The sequence below is a fragment of the Stutzerimonas sp. 21-1 genome (genome assembly GCF_056336065.1).
Genome location: NZ_CM150500.1, coordinates 1862607 through 1880190, shown reverse-complemented (window position 1 = coordinate 1880190; position 17584 = coordinate 1862607). Strand labels below are relative to the sequence as shown.

Below are 17584 nucleotides of genomic sequence, written 5' to 3'. Positions count from 1 at the left end.
CATGATGGATATCGGGACTCTTCGCGGCCTGGGCACTGTGCTGGTTTTCGTCGCTTTCGTCGGCGTCGTGCTCTGGGCCTACAGCAGCAAACGCAAGAATAGCTTTGACGAAGCCGCCAACCTGCCCTTCGCAGACGACGAGACCGACGCCAAGAAGCGTGATGAAGAAGCTTCCAGGAGTAATAAATAAATGACCTCGTTTTGGAGTGGGTACATCACCCTGCTGACCCTCGGCACCATCGCCGCTCTGGTCTGGCTATTGCTGGCCACTCGCAAGGGACAACGCCACGACAGCACCGAAGAAACCGTCGGCCATTCCTATGACGGCATCGAGGAGTACGACAACCCGCTGCCGCGCTGGTGGTTCATGCTGTTCGTCGCCACCGTCATCTTTGCCTTGGGCTATCTGGTTCTCTACCCGGGCCTGGGTAACTGGAAAGGCGTCCTACCGGGCTACGAAGGTGGCTGGACCCAGGTTAAGGAATGGCAGCGCGAGATGGACAAGGCCAGCGAGCAATACGGCCCGCTGTACGCCAAGTACGCCGCCATGCCGGTTGAGGAAGTCGCCCGCGATCCGCAGGCACTGAAGATGGGTGGCCGTCTGTTTGCATCGAACTGCTCGGTCTGCCACGGCTCCGACGCCAAGGGCGCCTACGGCTTCCCGAACCTGACCGACAACGACTGGCTGTACGGTGGCGAACCCGACACCATCAAGACCACCATCCTGCACGGCCGCCAAGCCGCCATGCCGGCCTGGAAGGACGTGATCGGGGAAGAAGGCATCCGCAACGTGGCTGGCTATGTACGCAGCTTGAGCGGCCGTGATACCCCAGAGGGTATCAGCATGGACGTTGAGCAGGGTCAAAAGATCTTCGCTACCAATTGCGTAGTCTGTCATGGACCTGATGCCAAGGGCATCGCTGCGATGGGCGCACCGAACCTGACCGACAATGTCTGGCTGTACGGTTCCAGCTTCGCCCAGATTCAGCAAACCCTGCGCTACGGTCGTAACGGCCGCATGCCAGCCCAGGAAGCCATCCTTGGCAACGACAAGGTGCACCTGCTGGCCGCATACGTTTACAGCCTGTCCCAGCAGCCGGAGAACTGATTCCGGCGGGGTCGGAAGCGACCACCTGTCGCACCTGACCCCGTATCTCCGGGCGTACCATTCGCAGCTGAACAGAAAAATGATCCCGATCGGCATGCATCGGTCGGGACACCCACCTTCCGCCGTGGTATGCACTTGATGACTGAGCAGATTCCCGTTCGCGATGTAACTCCTCCGGCCAAGGTCGCAGCCTCAAATGACCTGTACGCCGCCCGTGAAAAAATCTACACCCGTGCCTTCAGTGGCCTGTTTCGCAACCTGCGACGCGTAGGCGGCGCAGCGCTGTTCATCCTGTTCTTCGGCACGGTCTGGCTCAACTGGGATGGCCGCCAGGCCGTCTGGTGGGATTTGCCGGAGCGCAAGTTCCACATCTTCGGGGCAACCTTCTGGCCCCAGGACTTCATGCTGCTGTCGTGGCTGCTGATCATCTGCGCCTTCGGCCTGTTCTTCATTACCGTGTTCGCCGGACGCGTCTGGTGCGGCTATACCTGTCCGCAGAGCGTGTTTACCTGGGTGTTCATGTGGGCCGAGAAGATCACCGAGGGTGATCGCAACCAGCGCAGGAAGCTGGACAAGGCACCGATGAGCGCCAACAAGTTCCTGCGCAAGTTCGCCAAACATGCGATCTGGATTGCCGTCGGCGTTCTCGTCGCCATCACTTTCGTCGGCTACTTCACACCGATTCGTCAGCTCGTTCCCGACCTCGTCACCCTCCAGGTCAATGGCTGGACGGCTTTCTGGATCGGCTTCTTTACGCTCGCCACGTACGGCAGCGCCGGCTTCCTGCGCGAGCAGGTGTGCATCTATATGTGTCCTTACGCGCGCTTCCAGAGCGTGATGTTCGACAAGGACACCCTCATCGTTTCCTACGATCCGCGTCGCGGCGAGAAGCGCGGCCCGCGCAAGAAGGAAGCGGACTACAAGGCCATGGGGCTGGGCGACTGCATCGACTGCACCATGTGCGTGCAGGTCTGCCCGACCGGCATCGACATCCGCGATGGCCTGCAGATCGAATGCATCGGCTGCGCGGCGTGCATCGACGCCTGCGACGCGATCATGGACAAGATGAACTACCCACGCGGGCTCATCAGCTACACCACCGAGCACAATCTCTCCGGCCAGCAGACCCACCTGCTGCGTCCGCGCCTGATCGGTTACGCCGTGGCGCTGAGCGTGATGATCGGACTGTTCGCCTACGCGGTGTACGACCGTCCGCTGGTCAAGCTGGACGTCCTCAAGGACCGCGTACTGTATCGCGAGAACGAGCAAGGTCGGATCGAGAACGTCTACACCCTCAAAGTGATGAACAAGGCCCAGCACGCGCAGAGCTTCGTCATCACGACGTCCGGGTTGGACGGGCTGGCCTACGAAGGCCGCAGCGAAGTTCGTGCGCAGGCTGGCGAGCTGGTCACCATTCCGGTCGAACTGTCCATGGCGCCGGAGAAGCTGCCATCCAGCACCAATGAGATCGTCTTCCACATCAAATCGATGGACGACGAGTCGATCAGCGATGAGGCTGACAGCCGCTTCATCGGCCCAAGCATCCGTTAAACAAGGTTCTGCATGCGCTCCAATAACGAACAGACGCGTTGGTACACCCAGTTCTGGGCCTGGTTCGTCATCGGCATCCTGCTGATCTCGGTGATACTCGGGGTGTCGATGTTGACCATCGCGATCCGCAACGCCGACAGCCTGGTCGCCGACAACTATTACGATGCCGGCAAAGGCATCAACCAGTCGCTGGAGCGCGAGAAACTCGCCGAAAGCCTGGGGATGCGCGCGCAGCTGGTGCTGAATGAGCAGCGAGGACTGGCCGAGATCCAGCTCAGCGGTGCCAGCAAGCCACAGCAGCTGGTGCTGAACCTGCTTTCGCCGACGCAGCCGGAGCGGGATCGCCGCATCGTCCTGCAACCGCAGGGCGATGGTTTCTACCAGGGTCAGATGCAGGAATCGGTCAGTGGCCGGCGCTTCATCGAACTGCTCGGCCGGGAGGGCGAGCAGGACTGGCGCCTTTACGGAGAGCGGACCATCGAGCCCGGCCAATCGCTGGAACTGATTCCTTGAGCCTCTGATGGCCCAGCCTACCCCCTGCTACCACTGCGGCCTGCCGGTTCCGACCGGCAGCCACTACCAGACGCTCGTGCTCGGTCAGATCCGAGCGATGTGTTGCCCAGGCTGCCAGGCCGTGGCGGAAACCATCGTCAAGAGCGGTCTCGAGAGCTACTACCAGCACCGCAGCGACGCAGCGATCAATCCGCAAGCCCTACCCGAGGCGCTCAGCGACGAACTGGCGCTGTACGATCGTCAGGACGTGCAACAACCCTTCGTCAAGCATGACGGCGAGCTGGCCAGCACTTCCTTGCTGATCGAAGGCATCAGCTGCGCCGCCTGCGGCTGGCTGATCGAACGGCATCTCAAAGGGGTCGATGGCGTAGCCGAGGCCAGCCTCAATCTTTCCAATCATCGCCTGCAGGTACGCTGGAGCGACGCCCGCCTGCCACTCAGCGAGCTGCTGGCAGAGCTACGTCGCATCGGTTACGCCGCGCACCCCTATCACCCCGATCAGGCCACCGAACACCTGGCCAGGGAGAATCGTCGGGCCATGCGTCAACTCGGCGTTGCCGGGCTGCTGTGGATGCAGGTGATGATGGCGACGATGGCCACCTGGCCGGAATTCAATCTCGATCTTTCCGCCGGCATGGACAGCATCCTGCGCTGGACGGCGCTGCTGCTCACGACGCCCATTGTTTTCTACTGCTGCACAGATTTTTTCAAAGGTGCGCTACGCGATCTGCGCACTCGTCACCTGACCATGGACGTCTCGGTCTCGCTGGCCATCGGCGGTGCGTACATCGCCGGCATATGGTCGACACTCACCGGCCAAGGCGAACTGTATTTCGATGCGGTCGGGATGTTCGCTCTGTTCCTGCTCGCCGGCCGCTATCTGGAACGACGCGCCCGCGAGCGGACCGCCGCGGCTACTGCGCAGCTGGTCAATCTGCTGCCCGCCTCCTGTCTGAAGCTGGACGAAGCTGGACACAGCAGCCGAATCCTGCTCAGTGAACTGCAGGTCGGTGATCGGGTGCTGGTGCAACCCGGCGCGCTGATTCCAGCCGACGGCGTTATTGCCAGCGGCCAGTCGAGCGTTGACGAATCGGTGCTGACCGGCGAGTACCTGCCGCTGGCGCGCGGCGTCGGCGATAGCGTGACCGCCGGCACGCTGAACGTCGAAGGTCCGCTGACCGTTGCAGTCCAGGCACTGGGCGACGACACCCGCCTTTCGGCAATCGTTCGCCTGCTCGAACGCGCCCAGGCAGACAAGCCGAGACTGGCAGAGCTCGCCGACCGTGTCGCGCAATGGTTCCTTCTGATCGTATTGGTAGTCGCCACGGTGGTGGGGTTGGTCTGGTGGCAGATCGATTCGGCGCGGGCGTTCTGGATCGTGCTCGCGCTGCTCGTCGCCACCTGTCCCTGTGCGCTGTCACTGGCGACGCCGACCGCGCTGACCACCGCGACGGGTACGCTGCACAAACTTGGGCTGCTGTTGACCCGGGGGCATGTGCTGGAAGGACTCAACCAGATCGACACTGTAATTTTCGACAAGACCGGCACCCTCACCGAAGGCCGCCTGACGCTCACAGCCGTGCACAGTCTCGGCGCGCTGGATGGCGATGCGTGTCTGGCACTGGCTGCAGCGCTGGAAAACCGCTCGGAGCATCCGATTGCACGAGCGTTCGGACGCGCGCCGCAGCCGGCAGACACGGTGGACAGCGTGCCCGGTTTGGGCCTGCAAGGTAGCGTGGGCGGGCGTAACCTACGCATCGGCCAGCCGGCCTTCGTCGCAGCGGGTTACGGCGCTGCGGCACCGGTGATTCCCGGGGATCAGGGCCAATGGCTGCTGCTCGGCGACGAACAGGGACCGCTTGCCTGGTTGGTACTGGACGATCGCCTGCGCGAGGACGCTCCCGCCCTGCTTGCTGCCTGCCGGCGCAAGGGCTGGAAGACCGTGCTGCTCTCCGGCGACAGCTCACCGATGGTTGGACAGATCGCCGAGCAGCTGGTCATCGATCAGGCTGAAGGCGGCCTGACGCCAGCGGCCAAGCTGGCGCGTCTGCAGGAAATCCAGGGGCAAGGGCGTCGCGTGCTGATGCTGGGCGATGGCGTCAACGATGTGCCCATTCTGGCCGCCGCCGATATCAGCGTAGCAATGGGTTCGGCAACCGATCTTGCAAAAACCAGCGCCGATGCGGTTCTGCTGTCCAACCGTTTGCATAGCCTGGTGCAGGCCTTCGACATCGCCCGCCGCAGCCGTAGGATCATCGTCGAGAACCTTGCGTGGGCCAGCCTCTACAACGGCCTTATCCTGCCGTTCGCCGCGATTGGCTGGGTCACCCCGCTGTGGGCCGCGCTGGGCATGTCCGCCAGCTCGCTGCTGGTGGTCCTGAACGCCCTGCGCCTGACACGTCATTAGGACTGGACCTTCCGCGCCCGGCTCCGCGACACTGAACTTTCCCTCGTAACCGGAGATTCGCTATGGCTGCTCTATACATTCTGATTCCGGTTGCCGTTGTCCTGGTCGCTGTGGCGATCTGGATATTCTTCTGGGCCGTGGATAGCGGCCAGTACGACGATCTCGACGGCCCGGCGCACAGCATCCTCTTCGATGACGACGAAGCCCCGCAGGCGTCCTCGGAACAACAGCCGCGCCGTCCGCAGGCTGGTGAGGAGAAATCCGATCGTGACTGAGCTGGCGCCGCTGCTGCTTTCGGCGTTGGTGCTCGGGCTGCTCGGCGGCGGGCACTGCCTGGGCATGTGCGGCGGATTGATGGGCGCTCTGACGCTGGCGATTCCGCCCGAACAGCGGGGCAAGCGGTTGCGCCTGCTGCTGGCCTACAACGTCGGCCGCATCCTGAGCTATGCCCTGGCGGGGCTGCTCATCGGTCTTGCCGGCTGGGCAGTCGCCAACAGTCCCGCAGCACTGGCGCTACGCGTCATTGCGGCGCTGCTGCTGATCGGCATGGGACTTTACCTGGCTGGCTGGTGGAGCGGCCTGACGCGGGTAGAAGCGCTGGGACGCGGCCTCTGGCGTCACATCCAGCCCTATGCCAGCCGCCTGATGCCGGTCACCAGCCTCCCGCGCGCACTGCTGCTCGGCGCGCTGTGGGGTTGGCTGCCTTGCGGTCTGGTCTACAGCACGTTGCTCTGGTCAGCCAGCCAGGGCGATGCACTCGACAGCGCGCTGTTGATGCTGGCGTTTGGGTTGGGCACCTGGCCCGTGCTGCTGGCCACCGGGCTGGCGGCCGAACGGCTGACGATATTGCTGCGCAAGCGCGGCATCCGCGTCATCGGCGGTGTGATGGTCATCCTGTTCGGCCTCTGGACCATGCCCGGCCCGCATCAGCAGTGGCTCATGGGGCACGTTGGCGTCTCAGCGCATTCGGCGCACTGACAGCGACACACAGCGGGCGCGTTCGCCGCCTGCTCATCACGGCTCTTTTGGCATCTGCCGCTTGTGCGCCGTCTTGTCGTAGGTCTCGACGATGATACGCGCGGCCTCTGCCGATACCGGCTGCCCGAGCAGGAAGGCATCGATGTCACGATAGGCCACTCCGTGCGCCTCCTCGTCCGGCCGACCCGGCATCAGCTCTTCCAGATCCGCAGTCGGCACCTTGTGCACCAGCTGCGCGGGGGCACCAAGGGCGGCGGCCAGCTGGCGCACCTGCCCTTTCACCAGGCCGGCAAGCGGTGTGAGATCGCACGCCCCATCACCGAACTTGGTGTAGAACCCCATTACCGCCTCGGCCGCATGGTCGGTACCGATCACCAAGCCCTGCCGAGCATTGGCGATGGTGTACTGCGCCACCATGCGCATCCGCGCCTTGGTGTTGCCGAGCACGAAGTCGCGCTTGCCAGCCGGCAGCGGAGTCAGCGCCTCGGTAGCCTCTGCGAGCCCGAGTACCGCGGCGGCTATGTTCACCGTGTGGCACTCATCGGGTTGGATGGTCTCGATCGCCAGCTGCGCTTCATGCTCGTCATGCTGAGTCTGGTACGGCAGGCGCACCGCGATGAAACGGTAGTCATCGCCCTCGCCCGCCGCGCGCATTCCTTCCACGGCACGTTGTGCGAGCAGGCCCGCGGTAGTCGAATCGACACCACCACTGATGCCAAGCACCAGCGTCTTCATTCCCGACTCACGCAGACAGTTCTGGATGAATCGGACCCTGCGATCGATCTGGGCCTGGATCGCGGCGTCCCCATCAAAGGGCGGCTGGACTCCGAGCGCGGCGGCGATTTCGGCTTGGCGACTGTGCATGTTTTCTCCTGGCCTGAGGCGCAAATGAACATGGAGGGTTGGGTACTCATCAGACCACGATCGGCCGAGATTTCTCTGGTTCGAACCGCTGATCTGGATGGCGCGGCTAGCGTCAGGGCTAGTTTGATACAGGTCAAGTCGATTGACAGGCGCCCCCCCTAGAATCCGGCCACCGCTGCCAAAACCGGGAAGCCATATGCTCAATTCCATTCGTTGGGATGCCGACCTGATCCGTCGCTACGATCAGGCAGGGCCGCGCTATACCTCCTATCCGACGGCAGTACAGTTCAACGGCGGCATCGGTTCGTTCGAATTGCTGCATGCGCTGCGCAGCAGCCGCCACGCCTCCCGCCCGCTCTCGCTCTACGTCCACCTGCCGTTCTGCGCCAACATTTGCTACTACTGCCGCTGCAACAAGGTCATCACCAAGGACCACGGCCGCGTGCTGCCCTATCTGGAGCGACTCGAGAAAGAAATCGAGCTGGTAGCACGCCACCTCGGGCCGGATCAGGTGGTGGAGCAACTGCACTTTGGCGGCGGAACACCGACATTTCTCAGTCATGACGAACTGCGTCGCCTGATGGCTCACCTGCGCAAGCACTTCAATCTGCAGGATGACGATCATGGCGACTTCAGCATCGAAATCGATCCACGTGAGGCCGACTGGTCCACGATGGGACTGCTACGCGAACTGGGCTTCAACCGAATCAGCGTCGGCGTCCAGGATCTGGACCCGGAGGTCCAGCGTGCCGTCAACCGCATGCAGACGCTGGAGCAGACCAGTACGCTCATCGAAGCTGCACGCACCTTGCAATTTCACTCGGTGAACATCGATCTCATCTACGGCCTGCCGCTGCAGACGCCCGAGCGCTTCGCCATAACGGTGGAGACGGTCATTGCCCTACAACCGGATCGGTTGTCGTTGTTCAACTATGCCCATCTGCCGGAACGCTTCATGCCGCAGCGACGTATCAATGCCGCTGATCTTCCCAGCCACGCTGACAAGCTCGCTATGCTCCAGCGCAGCATCGAGCAGCTGACGGATGCAGGCTATCGCTACATCGGCATGGATCACTTTGCGCTACCCGATGACGACCTGGCGATGGCTCAGGAGGACGGCACACTGCAGCGCAACTTCCAGGGCTATACCACCCACGGGCATTGCGACCTCATAGGTCTGGGCGTCTCGGCGATCAGCCAGGTCGGCGATCTCTACAGCCAGAACAGCAGCGACATCACCGTCTACCAGCACACGCTCGACCAAAACCAGCTGCCTACCACACGCGGCCTGCGCTGCAGTGAGGACGACCGCATCCGGCGGATGGTGATTCAGAAACTCATCTGTGATTACGAACTGAGCTTTGCCAGCATCGAGCAGACCTTCTCGATCGATTTCAAGAGTTACTTCCGTGCCGTCTGGCCACAACTCGAGCAGATGGCCGCTGACGGTCTGGTCGAGCTGAGCGAACATCATCTGATTGTCCAGCCCGCTGGGCGGCTGCTGGTCCGGGCAATCTGCATGTTGTTCGATCACTATCTCACCGATACTGCGGACCAGCGTTATTCGCGCATCATCTAGATAACGAAAAAGTTCCATCTTGTCGCATGCAACCTCGGGCCGATTGGATATTGCCGCCCGCTGGGGTAACCTTGCCCGATATACACAGGCTCTCTGGAAACCCCCATGCCCGAGTCGATCAAGATCCGCGCGCAGCGCCAAGCCCATTGCAAGGATTGCAGCCTTTCCGGCCTCTGTTTGCCGCTTTCCTTGAATATGCAGGACATGGACGCGCTCGATGACATCGTCAAGCGCGGACGACCGCTGAAAAAAGGTGAAACTCTGTTTCGTCAGGGCGACGCCTTCAGTTCGGTATTCGCGGTGCGTTCCGGCGCACTGCGCACATTCAGCGTCACCGATGGTGGCGAGGAGCAGATCACCGGCTTCCATCTGCCGAGCGAAATGGTCGGGCTGTCCGGCATGGATACCGAGAGCTACCCGGTCTCCGCACAGGCGCTGGAAACGACGTCGGTGTGCGAGATCCCCTTCGAGCGCCTCGACGAATTGAGCGTGCTGCTGCCGCAGCTGCGCCGCCAACTCATGCGCATCATGAGCCGCGAAATTCGGGACGATCAGCAGATGATGCTGCTGCTATCGAAGAAAACGGCCGACGAACGCATTGCGACGTTCCTGATCAACCTGTCGGCGCGCTTCAGTGCTCGCGGCTTCTCAGCCAATCAGTTCCGCCTGCCAATGTCGCGTAACGAAATCGGCAACTACCTGGGTTTGGCGGTCGAGACAGTCTCGCGCGTTTTCACCCGTTTCCAGCAGAACGGTCTGCTCGAGGCCGAAGGCAAGGAAGTCCGCATTCTTGACTCCATCGGTCTGTGCGCCCTGGCTGGCGGCAGCATGGACGCTCAGTAGACCGCCAGGGTGCGCGCATGATCTTCGATGAATTCAGCATCAAGACCCTGATCCGCCCAGTACCGGACTTCCCCCGCCCCGGCGTGATCTTTCGCGATATCACGCCGCTGCTGCAGTCACCCAAAGCCTTGCGCATGGTCGCCGACAGCCTCATCCAGCGCTATGTGGAAGCGGAATTCAGCCACATCGGCGCACTGGATGCGCGCGGCTTTCTGCTCGGTTCGATTCTCGCCTACGAACTGAACAAACCGTTGGTGCTGTTTCGCAAGCAGGGCAAGCTGCCGGCGGATGTCCTTTCGCAGACCTACTGCACGGAATACGGCGAAGCGCAGCTTGAAATCCATGCCGACAGCCTGTGCGAAGGCGATTCGGTCGTGCTTTTCGATGATCTGATCGCAACCGGCGGTACGCTGATTGCCGCGGCGCAACTCGTTCGCCGGATGCGCGCGACCGTCCACGAAGCGGCCGCAATCATCGATCTGCCGGAACTTGGCGGCTCGCGCAAACTGCAGGACATGGACATTCCCACCTTCACGCTCACAGCGTTCTCGCTCAAAGATCGCTGAGCAAGAATATCTATTGAGGGCGGCTTTCATGCGCGTGTTTCGCGGCTTTCTGTTCGCCCTGCTGACAATGACCAGCGTGGCCCATGCGCTGGATCGCAATGCGCTGCTGGATGAGGCCAATCTGCTGTTGCTGCCGCGCGAACGAGCAATACCAGCGCTGCAACTGGTCGATCAGGATGGCCAAGCGTTCGACACCCGTGATCTGCATGGCCGCTGGCACCTGCTGTTCCTTGGTTTCACCGCCTGCCCGGACGTTTGCCCAACCACACTCAGCGATCTGCGTCGCCTGCTTGGTCGTTTGCAGCCCGAGGTACGTGAGCGCGTTCAGGTGGTGCTCGTCAGCGTGGATCCGGCGCGCGACACGCCGGAACGCCTGAAGCAATATCTCGCCTACTACCGCTCAGGATTCAAGGGATTGACCGGCGAACTGTCCGAGCTGACGAAGCTGTCCAAGGCGCTCGGCCTACCCTTCGTACCCGCGAATGAAACAGGTGGCGATTACAGCGTAAGCCACAGCGGCAACATCGCACTCGTTGCGCCAGACGGTAGCCTGCGTGGGCATATACGCGCGCCACTCAAGCTGGATGGCTTGGCAGATGCGCTGCCAGAATTGGTCGAGAGCCAGTAACGTCCAGCGTCAGTGGCAATCCAGGGTGTCGGCCAAGACGTAGGCCTGAAACGCGACATCATCAATGGCCTGCTCGACGAGTGCCTGCAGCCGCCCATTGGCGTGCCACTGCTGCTGTAGTGCATCCACCTTCCCCTGCAGCTCCGGCGTCCTTGCTGCCACCCATAGCTGCATGTCCGCATCCGCCAGGCGCGGCAGGAGACGGTTGAAGCGGCGCCACTCAGGCAGTTCGGCAATGTTCTCCAACAAACTCGCATCCTCGACGACAACGCGGCACTCGCCCAGCTTCAAACCAATCAACGCCTCGGCCGAGCTGGGATAAGGGCGCGCAACAGCGCCAAAGCGTTCCGCCACGGCTGCCATCTGCGGATTGCCCGCCGCGATGCAGAACGATTCACCGTGCAGCTGCGCCCACTCGCGCGGCCCATCGGAGGCGGCGCCGAGTGCAGCGATTTCCGTCCGGTAAAAGAGCGAACCATCCCCAGTCGCGCCGATGCGGAAATCGTCGACAGTCGACTGCAATGTTTCACCCAACACCGTAGCGATCGTACTGTCGAGACTGCTCTGGGCATCGCTCGATAGTGCACGATAGGTTTCGGACAGCGGCTCGCCCAGCGTCAGGCCTGGCAGGCACAGAGCCGCGAGCAAGGCGATGCGCGGGAACGCAGCCACAGGCAGCCTCCTCAGACGTACTGGTAGCGCAGCATGCGCTGCTTGAACTTCTCCAGGACCACCTGATCGATCAAGGTCGCCAGAATGGCGATCACTAGGATGTTCATCATCACCCCGACCATATCGGCGATTTCGCCGGAATAAGCCAGCGAGCGACCGAGGCCCTGGCCGAAGCCGATCAGCATCTCGGCGGAAATCAGCGCACGCCAGGCGTTGCCGAACGCCAGCTGGGCACCGGTGATCAGCTCCGGCATCACCGCCGGCAGGTAGACGCGGCGCAGCAGCTGCCAGCGCGAGGCTCCCATTACACGCGCCGCCGCTACATGTACGGGCTGCACGCTCTCGGTGGCATTCATCACCGACAGCGCCATCGGGAAGAACGCCGCCAGGGCCACCACCACGATGATCGGCAGATTGCCGAAGCCCATGACGATGAGAAACAGCGGCACCCAGGCAATCGACGGAATCGACTGCAGGATGACGATGGCCGAACGGAGAATCTCGCGGAAGAAGAAAAGCACCCCGCCCACCAGACCGAAGCCGATGCCGAACAGCAGCGCGAAACTGTAGCCGCTGCCGAGGCGACTCATGCTGCCATACAGCCCCTCACGGAACTCCGGCTCCTGCACCGCGCTGACCATTCGCTCGAACACTGTGGGTATTCCCGGCATCAGGAATGCCGGCAGACTCCAGGCGGCGGCCTGCCAGATCAGCAGAATGAACAGAATCGCCAACACCACGGCGAGGTATTTCTTCGCTCCAGTCAAACGACGTCCCTGGCTCATGCGTGCTCGACCTCCGTCTTGATACCTAGCAACCGCAGAATCTCCCGGCGCTCGGCAGCGAATTCGGAAAGATCGTGACTCTTCTCGCAATGGGTGAAGTTGAAGGTTTTCAGCACACGGGCCGGGCGCGCACTGAACACCAGCACGTGATCGGCCAGGTACAGGGCCTCATCGACATCGTGGGTCACCAGCAGCACGGTCGGCTGGTGCTCCTCGATCAGCTCGCGCAACACATCCTGCAGCGCCATTCGCGTCAGCGCGTCGAGCGCACCGAATGGTTCGTCCAGCAGCAGCACCTCGGGCTTGGCGATGAACGCCCGCGCCAAGGCCGTACGCTGGCGCATTCCGCCCGAAACCTGGTGGGGATAGTAGTGTTCGAAGCCTTCCAGATTGACGCGCGCCAGCCAGGCTGCAGCCTGTTCGAACGCGCTACCCTTGGCGACACCCTGCAACTCCAGCGCCATTGCCACGTTCGCTTGCAGGCTGAGCCACGGATACAGCGCATGCTCCTGAAAAACCAGAGTGCGTTGCGGGCTCGGCGCGGAGATCGGTTGACCATCAGCCAGCACCCGTCCCGCACTGGGTTTTTCCAGCCCGGCCACCAGATGCAACAAGGTCGATTTGCCACAGCCGGACGGACCGACCAGCGCCACCAACTCGCCCTGCGCGAACTCGCCGCTGAAGCCCTTGATGACTTCCAGCTGACCAAAGCGTTTGTCTACTTCATCAAACCTGAGTTGCATAAACACTCTTGAACAGAAAGTGGCTCATCGAATCGAGCCAGAACGAACGGGGCCTGCCGCGCGGCGAGCAGGCCCCCGCGTAGATCATCGTGAATCAGAGCTGGCGGGCATCCTGCCAGGACAGATCGAGGATTGCGCGGGTATCGAATGCCTTGCCATCACGGGTCTTCAGCGACCCCTGCTCCTGCAGGATATCGGCGAGTTCCTGAATGCGTGCCAGATCCTGATCGTCGAGCTTGGCGCTGAACGTCTGGGTCGCGATGGCTTCCTCGATGACCGTCTCACGGGGCAGTTCGCCACGCTTGAGGGTTTTGAGCGTCGGTTCGGCGATGAAGTAGTCGGCGATCAGCTTGGCTGCTTCAGCCGGCTGCTGCTCAAGCAGGCTGATCGCGTCACGTTGTGCATCGAGGGATTTCCACACGGCATCCTTGCGCTTGGCCAGCGTGTCACCGGAGGTGATCACCACCATGCAGGGGAAAGGCCAGACCTCGCCGATCTCGTAGACCTGCTTGACCGGCGCGACCAGTTGCGCGATGCGGTCATAGGGCTCGAACAGGAAGGCTGCGTCGACCCGCCCGGAAACCAGCGATTGCACCGCGACCGCCGGGCTGACGCCCATGATGTTCACATCGCTCGGCTTGAGACCGGCAGCCTTCAGCGTCACACCACGCAGCACGGCATCGGCGGTGCTGCCTTCACGCTGAGATGCCAGACTATGCCCCTTGAGACCGGCCACATCGGCAATACCGGTCTGTTCGCGAACCAGAATCGAGTGATAGCCCTGCTGGGCGCCGCCCACCACTTTCAGGTCCGCGCCCTTCGAAGCCCAGGCCACGGCGTTGGTGAAGCCCAGCACACCGGTATCCAACTGACCGCCGACGATGGCCTTGATCAGATCGGTACCGGAACTGAACTCGATCAGCTCGACATCAAGACCATGCTTGGCATACAGACCGGCCTCATGCGCCACCATTGCCTGCGCATCATCCATTACCCGGATATAGCCGACCTTGAATTTTTCCTGCGCTTGAGCGAATGCGCTCACGAGCAAAAGTGCCGAGAACAGCCAATGCTTTGCTTTCATTTACGACCTCGATTCGAGCTGCACGCAAAGGAATGCCATATAACCAAAAGCAAGCAAGTTATTCTTTTTGGTTATCTAGCGGGTTTGGCTTAGAACTTTACAGGAATCAGAGCAGAGGCGGCACTGGCAAAGCGCTATAAGGTTAAAGCGTTGCGGCATACTGAGCGCGGCGATTTCACAGGCTGATAGGTTTACGTCCGGCCAGCGCGTGGGCCAGTGTACCGCCATCGACCAGATCCAATTCGCCGCCCAGCGGCACGCCGTGGGCGATGCGACTGATGACCAAGCCTTTGGGCACCAGCATCTGGGCGATGTAGTGCGCGGTGGCCTCGCCTTCTACCGTCGGATTGGTCGCCAGAATCACTTCAGCGAACGCACCATCGGCAACCCGCGCGAGTAGTTCGGGAATACCGATGGCCTCGGGACCGAGACCGTCGAGCGGTGAGAGATGCCCCTTGAGGACGAAATAGCGCCCGCGAAACCCCGTCTGCTCGACCGCGAACACATCCACCGGGCTTTGCACCACGCACAGCAGCGCATCGTCGCGGCGCGGATCGGCGCATTGCGGGCAGAGCTCATCCTCGCTCAGCGTGCGGCATTGGCGGCAGTAACCGACGCCTTCCATCGCCCGGGTCAACGCCTGCGCCAGACGCAGACCGCCGCTGCGATCACGCTCGAGCAACTGCAGGGCCATGCGTTGCGCAGTTTTCTGTCCAACGCCGGGCAAAATCCGCAACGCATCGATGAGCTGGCGAATCAGTGGGCTGAAACTCATGGGAATCTCGAAGAAAGAACAGAACAGCAGGTGCCTGTGGCGGCCTCCGCCTGGAAAGCCGGCCACGTGCAGTTGACGGCTGTTGTTAGAAGGGCATTTTGAAGCCGGGTGGCAGCTGCATGCCGGCAGTCATACCGGCCATCTTTTCCTGGCTGTTCTGCTCGATCTTGCGCACGGCATCATTGACCGCTGCGGCGATCAGATCTTCGAGGATTTCCTTGTCTTCCTGCATCAGGCTGTCGTCCAGACTGACACGCTTGACGTCATGACGACCGTTCATCACCACGCTGACCAGGCCCGCACCGGACTGGCCGGTGACTTCGGCATTCGCCAGCTCTTCCTGCATTTTCTGCATCTTTTCCTGCATCTGCTGCGCCTGCTTCATCAGGCCGGCCATGCCACCTTTCATCATGGGAATCACCTCAAATGGGGGTCAGGTTTCGGTGTGTTCTACAGGTTCGATCGTGCCGTCTCGAATCACGGCAGAGAATTGCTGCATCAATTGCTGCACCATCGGATCGGACTGGATCGATCGCTCGGCGGCACGCTGACGCTCTTCGCGACGGCGCGCCGCGGCCTGCGCCGGCGTTTCCTGCTGCGGTTTCTCCAGCTTGATCTCCAGCTGCAGCTTGCGCCCATGATACTGATCCAGCGCGTCGTTCAGGCGCCGCTGCTGAGTGGCGTTGAACAGCGCGCTCTGCGCCGGGTCCAGATGCATCAACCAGCGGTCGCCGTCTACCTCGATCAATGTGCAATTGGCGGCAATGCTGCCAGTCAGCCCGGACAGGCCGAGCTTGAGGTACAGCTCCAGCCAATCGGCAGCCAGCCCGGTTGCTGGTTCGGCCGCCGGCAACGGCTCGCTGGCAACAGCCGCCTGAGTCTCGACCAGATCGTCCAGATAGGCTTCGACCTGGTTTTCGACTTCGTAATAATCCTCGTCACTCAACGGCGGCTCGTCGTCGTCCGTATCCTCGAGCGGAGCCAACGGTGCCGGCTGTTCGGCCGCGATGACAGGCGACGGTACTGGTTCGACGGCGACCACCTCAGGCGTCGCCTGCGCAGTACTTGGCGACTCTATCCACGGCACGTCGATGACCGGTGGTGCAGTGGGTTCGTTCGCGGGCAACGCCGGTGTCTGAACGGTGGATGCCTGCTCGACCGGCGGGACGACCTCGGTCACGGTTGCGACAGGCGGCACGGCGGCAGGTGGAACAGCCACAGAAGGCACGGGAGCAGGCGCGGTGGCCGCTGCGGCCACCGGAGTCCTGTCGGAATCAGCCGTGGCCGGGCTGACTCCCAGGTGCTTTAGCTGTGTTCGCGGCGCGTCTTCGCTGTCGGCGGGACGGAACGCCAGCATGCGCAGCAGCACCATCTCGAAACCGCTGCGCGGATCGGGCGCCAACGGCAGGTCGCGCCGGCCGATCAACCCCATCTGGTAATAGAACTGCACATCCTCGGAGGGCAACGCCTGAGCCAGCGCGAGGACGCGATCGCGGTCGCCCTGGCCATTATCAATCGCTTCCGGCAGCGCCTGGGCAATGGCCACGCGGTGCAGCACATTGAGCATTTCTGCCAGCACGCCGGCCCAGTCCGGGCCCTGCTCGGCCAGCTGGCGCACGGCTTCGAGCAGTGCGCGCGCGTCACCTTCGAGCAACGCCTGCAATACACCGTAGACCTGCCCATGATCGAGCGTGCCGAGCATCGCGCGCACATCGGCGGCGAGCACCCGGCCCTCGCCAAAGGCGATCGCCTGGTCGGTCAGGCTCATCGCATCGCGCATCGAGCCATCTGCCGCCCGGCCGAGCAGCCACAGGGCGTCTTCCTCGAACGGTACGTTCTCCGCGCCAAGTACATGAGCCAGATGCTCGACCACCCGCTCCGGCGGCATGTTCTTCAGCGAGAACTGCAGACAGCGCGAGAGGATGGTGACGGGCAGCTTCTGCGGGTCGGTGGTCGCCAGCAGGAACTTGACGTGCGGCGGCGGTTCTTCGAGCGTCTTGAGCAGCGCATTGAACGAATGCGACGAAAGCATGTGCACTTCGTCGATCAGGTAGACCTTGTAGCGGCCACGGCTCGGCGCGTACTGCACGTTGTCCAGCAGTTCGCGGGTGTCCTCGACCTTGGTGCGGCTCGCGGCATCGACTTCGATCAGGTCGACGAAGCGCCCCTCGTCGATCTCGCGACACACCGAGCACTCACCGCAGGGGGTCGAGCTGACGCCGATTTCGCAGTTCAGACACTTGGCGATGATCCGCGCGATGGTGGTCTTGCCCACGCCGCGGGTGCCAGTGAACAGATAGGCGTGGTGCAGGCGCTGATTATCCAGCGCGTTGATCAGGGCCTTGAGCACGTGCGTCTGCCCGACCATTTCGCGGAACGAGCGCGGACGCCATTTGCGGGCTAGAACCTGATAACTCATAACACCATCGTGGGCTAAGCGGAGGACGGGTAATGCTAGCGGAGCAGGCCGCAAATTGCATCCGACCAA

Annotated in this window: 19 protein-coding genes; 11 read left to right on the top strand and 8 right to left on the bottom strand. The window is 62.2% G+C overall.

Going from position 1 to position 17584, the window contains the following annotated elements; genetic code table 11:
- Nucleotides 1–4 precede the first annotated feature (4 nt).
- The 7 genes from AC0ZJQ_RS09170 (at nt 5) to AC0ZJQ_RS09140 (ending at nt 6557) form a co-directional block, all read left to right on the top strand.
- On the top strand, nt 5–190 hold the full coding sequence (locus tag AC0ZJQ_RS09170) for a CcoQ/FixQ family Cbb3-type cytochrome c oxidase assembly chaperone (protein ID WP_008567805.1): 186 nt from the start codon (nt 5–7) through the stop codon (nt 188–190).
- A complete protein-coding gene (ccoP, locus tag AC0ZJQ_RS09165) occupies nt 191–1108 on the top strand; it encodes a cytochrome-c oxidase, cbb3-type subunit III (RefSeq protein ID WP_167135224.1) in 918 nt (305 codons plus the stop codon). It begins immediately after the preceding gene.
- Between the two features lie 138 nt (nt 1109–1246).
- The gene (ccoG, locus tag AC0ZJQ_RS09160) at nt 1247–2659 is read left to right on the top strand and encodes a cytochrome c oxidase accessory protein CcoG (RefSeq protein WP_476477707.1); all 1413 of its coding nucleotides are present in this window, start codon (nt 1247–1249) and stop codon (nt 2657–2659) included.
- 12 nt (nt 2660–2671) lie between these two features.
- Complete coding sequence (locus AC0ZJQ_RS09155; RefSeq protein WP_155552723.1) at nt 2672–3172, top strand: FixH family protein; 501 nt, start codon at nt 2672–2674, stop codon at nt 3170–3172.
- Nucleotides 3173–3179: 7 nt separating this feature from the next.
- Nucleotides 3180–5579 (top strand): heavy metal translocating P-type ATPase, encoded by a 2400-nt coding sequence (locus tag AC0ZJQ_RS09150; RefSeq protein WP_476477706.1) that lies wholly within the window; start codon nt 3180–3182, stop codon nt 5577–5579.
- Nucleotides 5580–5641: 62 nt separating this feature from the next.
- Complete coding sequence (gene ccoS, locus AC0ZJQ_RS09145; RefSeq protein ID WP_008567810.1) at nt 5642–5854, top strand: cbb3-type cytochrome oxidase assembly protein CcoS; 213 nt, start codon at nt 5642–5644, stop codon at nt 5852–5854.
- Nucleotides 5847–6557: a sulfite exporter TauE/SafE family protein gene (locus AC0ZJQ_RS09140; protein WP_476477705.1), complete on the top strand. Its 711-nt coding sequence runs from the start codon at nt 5847–5849 to the stop codon at nt 6555–6557. The genes ccoS and AC0ZJQ_RS09140 overlap by 8 nt, the downstream gene beginning before the upstream one ends.
- A gap of 36 nt (nt 6558–6593) precedes the next feature.
- Here the strand turns inward: AC0ZJQ_RS09140 and nadE are convergent, their stop codons facing one another.
- Nucleotides 6594–7421, bottom strand: a complete 828-nt coding sequence (nadE, locus tag AC0ZJQ_RS09135) for an ammonia-dependent NAD(+) synthetase (RefSeq protein ID WP_155552717.1) — start codon at nt 7419–7421, stop codon at nt 6594–6596.
- 196 nt (nt 7422–7617) lie between these two features.
- Here nadE and hemN point away from each other — a divergent pair, with 196 nt between their 5' ends.
- From hemN to AC0ZJQ_RS09115, 4 genes are all read left to right on the top strand, one after another.
- On the top strand, nt 7618–9000 hold the full coding sequence (gene hemN / locus AC0ZJQ_RS09130; RefSeq protein ID WP_476477704.1) for an oxygen-independent coproporphyrinogen III oxidase: 1383 nt from the start codon (nt 7618–7620) through the stop codon (nt 8998–9000).
- Between the two features lie 105 nt (nt 9001–9105).
- Nucleotides 9106–9843, top strand: a complete 738-nt coding sequence (fnr, locus tag AC0ZJQ_RS09125) for a fumarate/nitrate reduction transcriptional regulator Fnr (protein WP_008567816.1) — start codon at nt 9106–9108, stop codon at nt 9841–9843.
- Between the two features lie 17 nt (nt 9844–9860).
- On the top strand, nt 9861–10409 hold the full coding sequence (locus AC0ZJQ_RS09120; protein WP_167135211.1) for an adenine phosphoribosyltransferase: 549 nt from the start codon (nt 9861–9863) through the stop codon (nt 10407–10409).
- A 28-nt stretch (nt 10410–10437) separates the two neighbouring features.
- Nucleotides 10438–11037 (top strand): SCO family protein, encoded by a 600-nt coding sequence (locus AC0ZJQ_RS09115; protein ID WP_476477703.1) that lies wholly within the window; start codon nt 10438–10440, stop codon nt 11035–11037.
- Nucleotides 11038–11046: 9 nt separating this feature from the next.
- Here the strand turns inward: AC0ZJQ_RS09115 and AC0ZJQ_RS09110 are convergent, their stop codons facing one another.
- The 7 genes from AC0ZJQ_RS09110 to dnaX form a co-directional block, all read right to left on the bottom strand.
- The gene (locus AC0ZJQ_RS09110) at nt 11047–11709 is read right to left on the bottom strand and encodes a type 2 periplasmic-binding domain-containing protein (RefSeq protein WP_476477702.1); all 663 of its coding nucleotides are present in this window, start codon (nt 11707–11709) and stop codon (nt 11047–11049) included.
- An 11-nt stretch (nt 11710–11720) separates the two neighbouring features.
- Complete coding sequence (locus AC0ZJQ_RS09105; protein WP_043295583.1) at nt 11721–12494, bottom strand: ABC transporter permease; 774 nt, start codon at nt 12492–12494, stop codon at nt 11721–11723.
- Nucleotides 12491–13237 (bottom strand): ABC transporter ATP-binding protein, encoded by a 747-nt coding sequence (locus AC0ZJQ_RS09100; RefSeq protein ID WP_008567821.1) that lies wholly within the window; start codon nt 13235–13237, stop codon nt 12491–12493. The genes AC0ZJQ_RS09105 and AC0ZJQ_RS09100 overlap by 4 nt, the downstream gene beginning before the upstream one ends.
- A gap of 94 nt (nt 13238–13331) precedes the next feature.
- Nucleotides 13332–14321 (bottom strand): ABC transporter substrate-binding protein, encoded by a 990-nt coding sequence (locus tag AC0ZJQ_RS09095; protein WP_008567822.1) that lies wholly within the window; start codon nt 14319–14321, stop codon nt 13332–13334.
- A 175-nt stretch (nt 14322–14496) separates the two neighbouring features.
- Nucleotides 14497–15096 carry a recombination mediator RecR gene (recR, locus tag AC0ZJQ_RS09090; protein WP_102828379.1) on the bottom strand — a complete coding sequence of 200 codons (600 nt, stop codon included), beginning with the start codon at nt 15094–15096 and terminating at the stop codon, nt 14497–14499.
- An 85-nt stretch (nt 15097–15181) separates the two neighbouring features.
- Nucleotides 15182–15508 (bottom strand): YbaB/EbfC family nucleoid-associated protein, encoded by a 327-nt coding sequence (locus tag AC0ZJQ_RS09085; protein ID WP_008567825.1) that lies wholly within the window; start codon nt 15506–15508, stop codon nt 15182–15184.
- Between the two features lie 21 nt (nt 15509–15529).
- Nucleotides 15530–17515, bottom strand: a complete 1986-nt coding sequence (dnaX, locus tag AC0ZJQ_RS09080; protein ID WP_476477701.1) for a DNA polymerase III subunit gamma/tau — start codon at nt 17513–17515, stop codon at nt 15530–15532.
- Nucleotides 17516–17584: the final 69 nt, after the last annotated feature.